The 3,485-nt window shown below is 66.5% G+C and carries 4 protein-coding genes and 1 pseudogene; 3 read left to right on the top strand and 2 right to left on the bottom strand.

The features are described from left to right. Both ACLL97_RS10135 and ACLL97_RS10130 read right to left on the bottom strand, forming a co-directional pair. On the bottom strand, positions 1-160 hold a 160-nt coding region (locus tag ACLL97_RS10135; protein WP_411280351.1), incomplete at its 3' end, for a helix-turn-helix domain-containing protein. A gap of 582 nt (positions 161-742) precedes the next feature. Continuing rightward, a complete protein-coding gene (locus ACLL97_RS10130; RefSeq protein ID WP_411280350.1) occupies positions 743-1,711 on the bottom strand; it encodes a hypothetical protein in 969 nt (322 codons plus the stop codon). Positions 1,712-1,927: 216 nt separating this feature from the next. On the opposite strand from ACLL97_RS10130, the gene brxE reads away from it, so the two are divergent. From brxE to ACLL97_RS10115, 3 genes and pseudogenes are all read left to right on the top strand, one after another. Continuing rightward, positions 1,928-2,530 carry a BREX-6 system BrxE protein gene (gene brxE / locus ACLL97_RS10125; protein ID WP_411280349.1) on the top strand — a complete coding sequence of 201 codons (603 nt, stop codon included), beginning with the start codon at positions 1,928-1,930 and terminating at the stop codon, positions 2,528-2,530. Next, complete coding sequence (locus tag ACLL97_RS10120) at positions 2,527-3,294, top strand: DUF1819 domain-containing protein (protein WP_411280348.1); 768 nt, start codon at positions 2,527-2,529, stop codon at positions 3,292-3,294. The genes brxE and ACLL97_RS10120 overlap by 4 nt, the downstream gene beginning before the upstream one ends. Then, positions 3,291-3,485 (top strand): annotated as a pseudogene (locus ACLL97_RS10115) (DUF1788 domain-containing protein); the annotation flags it as partial. The gene ACLL97_RS10120 and the pseudogene ACLL97_RS10115, both read left to right, overlap by 4 nt.

The raw sequence follows: 3,485 nt of genomic DNA, 5'->3' as shown, positions 1-3,485 counted from the left end.
CCGTCGCCACTCGCGCGAGGGTCTGCAGCGTGAGGTTCTGTCGCCCGGACTCGATGCGCTGGACGTTCTTGAGCGCGATGCCGAGCTGCTCCGCGAGCGCCTCCTGCGTAATACCGGCCAAGCGGCGGACCTCGGCGATCCGTCGAGCGACAGCGCGCACGAACGGGTCGGGAGGCGAGGGCCGGGGCACACTTGCGTTCGTGCCCGAGCGCGCGCGCGGCAGGGACCATCACATACGATGGTGACGCGTGTTCCGTACGGTGCACGCACCTCGCCTCGTCGAGGACCGCTGCCGGTTACTGGAACCGCGCGAAGTAGACGCCGACGCGGCGCGGCTTTGGCAGCGTCTTGTCTCGAACACAGGCTCGCCTCGCGAGAATGAGGTATCCGACCGTCTGCCGCAGGGCGGTGCGTTCGAGGAAGCCCTTCGCGGTCGTTTTGAGATCGATGAGGAGGTCGCCTCTGAGAAGGTCGGCGTCCGCCCCCCCGGCCATCACCGACCACTGGCCGAAGGACCCCGACGAGTTCCTCAAGCTCGTGAGATGCGAGACGATCCGATTCAGCGTCGGCGCTACTACGCATCGCCATCTACAACTACCTGCGAACCGCCGAGCTCGAAGCTCTCCGCTGGGAAGGACGTCGACCTCGAGAGCGAGACCATCCACATCGGCCGCGGGATCGACCGCCTACGCGGAGTGGAGAAGAGCCCGAAGTCAGGTGCGGCACTTCGCCGGCCGGTCGCTTAATCGCGCGCCGCCTCGTAGACGTTCGCCACCTGGAGCGCGGAGCCGACCGTCACGGGAATGAGGGTGCGCAGGTAACCTCGCCCTTCGAAATTGTCGATCCTCTCGAAATGGTCAGAGAGGTCGCCGGACGTGAGGACCTCCACAGCCACATCGTTCCCAGCAAAATCCCAGCGGAAGTACCGCAGGCCCACGCGCTCCTCGATCGCGCCCTTCAACATGCCTGAGGACCATGTCCCGGCGATGTTCCCCAACACGGAGGCGTTGGGTTGACCGGGGGCAAGACTCCCGTAGACGGCGAGTCGCCTGGATGGGCGATCGAGGAGCAGGTCGAAGAATTCCGCGAGAACTTCCGACATGACGGTGCTGACGCTCCGGTCACGCTCGCCCTTCGCGCCATCTGGTCCATATGGAGTCTTCTCCCCGTGTGCAATGTTTGAACGGACGATGTAGACGACCTGTGCAAGCCGCTTCAGAAGGCAATCGCGGGCGTTGCGGTCTCCCGGATTCGCGGCATGTTCCTGCGCCGCTCGCACAAGCCGTTCGTGATCTTTCTCCGCCTTCCTGCGAATGTCCTCCCCGAGATTGCGCGGGTCATAGTCGAGTTGGCCGAGGACTTTCTGGTTCATGATCCGGGGCGTCCACTCAACAAGCCGGCGAACGACCGTGCTCCCACAGAATGCATCGGCGTCTGCTTCCGCGAGGCCGTGCATGAAGAGCTGCGTAATTGCTTGAGAGTCGGAATGCGCCGTCTCCATCTCCGTCTTCGTAAGCAACGCGTATTTCTTTCGGTACTTGAAGAGCGCGTTCCAGGTCTTGTTCAGCGCCTTACAGAGACTCTCGCACCGATTGACCTCGTGCTCCGCGCGGCGAGCCTCGTTGAGATGATCGAGTGCGGGCAACCATGACGCTGCTTCATGCTGCCACCACGTCGGGCTCACTACGCCGCTCGTCATTGCGCCGAGCATACTTCGCGGCGAGGCCTCGACTTCGATTCGTTGCCGCACTTCTTCTTTGGCTCGTCGCTCCTGACCCTCGGAGTTGCCCTGGAGTCGGCGCGATCCATGTCGAGACCTACACGGGCTCTCCAGTTTTGCGGGGACTTGCATCAGCCTGTGATTCCAATCGCGGTGCCCTCCGTTCCCCAACCAGGAGCGCGCCGATGATGCGATACTCCGCCACCCATGGCGGCCTCCCTCGACCCGCCCATCCCCATCCTCTCCGCATCCACCAGCGATCTCGACGCAATCCTGGCGATCCAGCTCACGGTCGCTTGGGCCGGCGAGCGCGTCGGCGGCGACGATCGTCTTGGCTGGTGGCGCACCGAGCTCACCGACCCCGAGGCCGGCGGCGACTTCCTCGCCCGCCTCCTCCCGCGCACCCACGCGTGGGCCGGGCTCGGTGCGGTGCGCGAGGCCGCGCGGCGGGTTGACGAGGCCGCGCGCCGTAGAACGCGGTCGGCCGACGCCAGGTGGACGCTCTTTCACTTCGGGTTCGCCGTTGACGAGCGCCTCGACGCCCGGCTCGCAGAGCTACGACGCGGCGACGTGCTGCCCGCAAAGGCGCTCGGTGTGGCAATGCTGGCAGAGCGCGCGTTCAACCGCGCCGCGTTCTTGTCGTGGGTGAAGGGACTTGCCGCGGACAGCTCCGCGGAGGTCGTCCCGGGAGGCCGACGACTGCGGAATCCGCCGGCATCGAAGGCCGAGGGCGCGTGTCGCCTCGCCGCGGCCCTCGCGCCGCTAACTGCCGAATACCCGCTGCCGTTCTTCTCGATGGGGACGCCGTGACCGAGCGTCCGGCGGAAAGCGACGACGTCCACACGCGCGTCTTGCGCGTCACGCTCGCCGAGCCGGAGTGCAGGGCGTACTGGCAGAACGTCGACCTCCATCTGCCCGTCGATCAACGCGTAGCCGCCGCGTTCGAGCAGCGATGGTTCGGCGCCCGCACGATGCCGCGCGTGCGCACGCTCATGGCGACGCTCTCTCAGCGCTTCGACGCGACGCCGGAGGCCCTCGCCGCGCTTCACTCCTGGCGCAGCATCCCCGCCGAGACGCGCGTCATCGTCTGCCATTGGCACATGCAGTTCAGCGACCCGGTCTATCGGGCGTTCACCGGCGACTACCTGGTGCAGCGACGTGTCGATGGTCGCACCACCATCGACCGCGATCAGGTCGAGCGGTGGGTGCACGCGACATGGAAGGAGCGATGGGCCGCGGCCACGCGCGTGAAGTTCGCGGGCAACCTGCTCACCGCCGCGGGCGAAGCCGGTCTCGTCGGTCGCACCAACCCACGAACGATCGCGACCCCGCGCGTCCCCGACGAGGCGCTCGCGTATCTGCTGCACCTTCTGCGTGAGGTCCGCATCGGCGGGACCATCTTGAAGAACCCGTACCTCGCTTCGGTTGGCCTCGACGCCGAGAGCCTCGCGCCGAGGCTCGCCGCGCTCCGCGACGTACACTTTCGAAGACTCGGCGACGTCGTCGACTTCGAGTGGGCCTCCCCGAACCTGCGTGCGTGGGCGGAGCAGGTCGAGCAGGGGCGGCACGCGTGACCCAGCAGGACATCACGTTCAGCGTCGATCTCGATGGCGCGGTGGCCGCCCTCAAGCGCGATCTGATCGGCGGTGGTGGCCCGCGGATCAGCACCATCCGCAGCTACAACTTCGCCATCCTGCCCTATCCGCCCGACCAAGAGTTCAAGCTGCGCGCGAAGATCCACACGCTCGCGAGCGAGCTCGTGACG

Source organism: Gemmatimonas sp., assembly GCF_046594945.1.
Classification (GTDB): Bacteria; Gemmatimonadota; Gemmatimonadetes; order Gemmatimonadales; family Gemmatimonadaceae; genus Gemmatimonas.
This window is presented reverse-complemented; position numbering and strand designations above follow the sequence as displayed.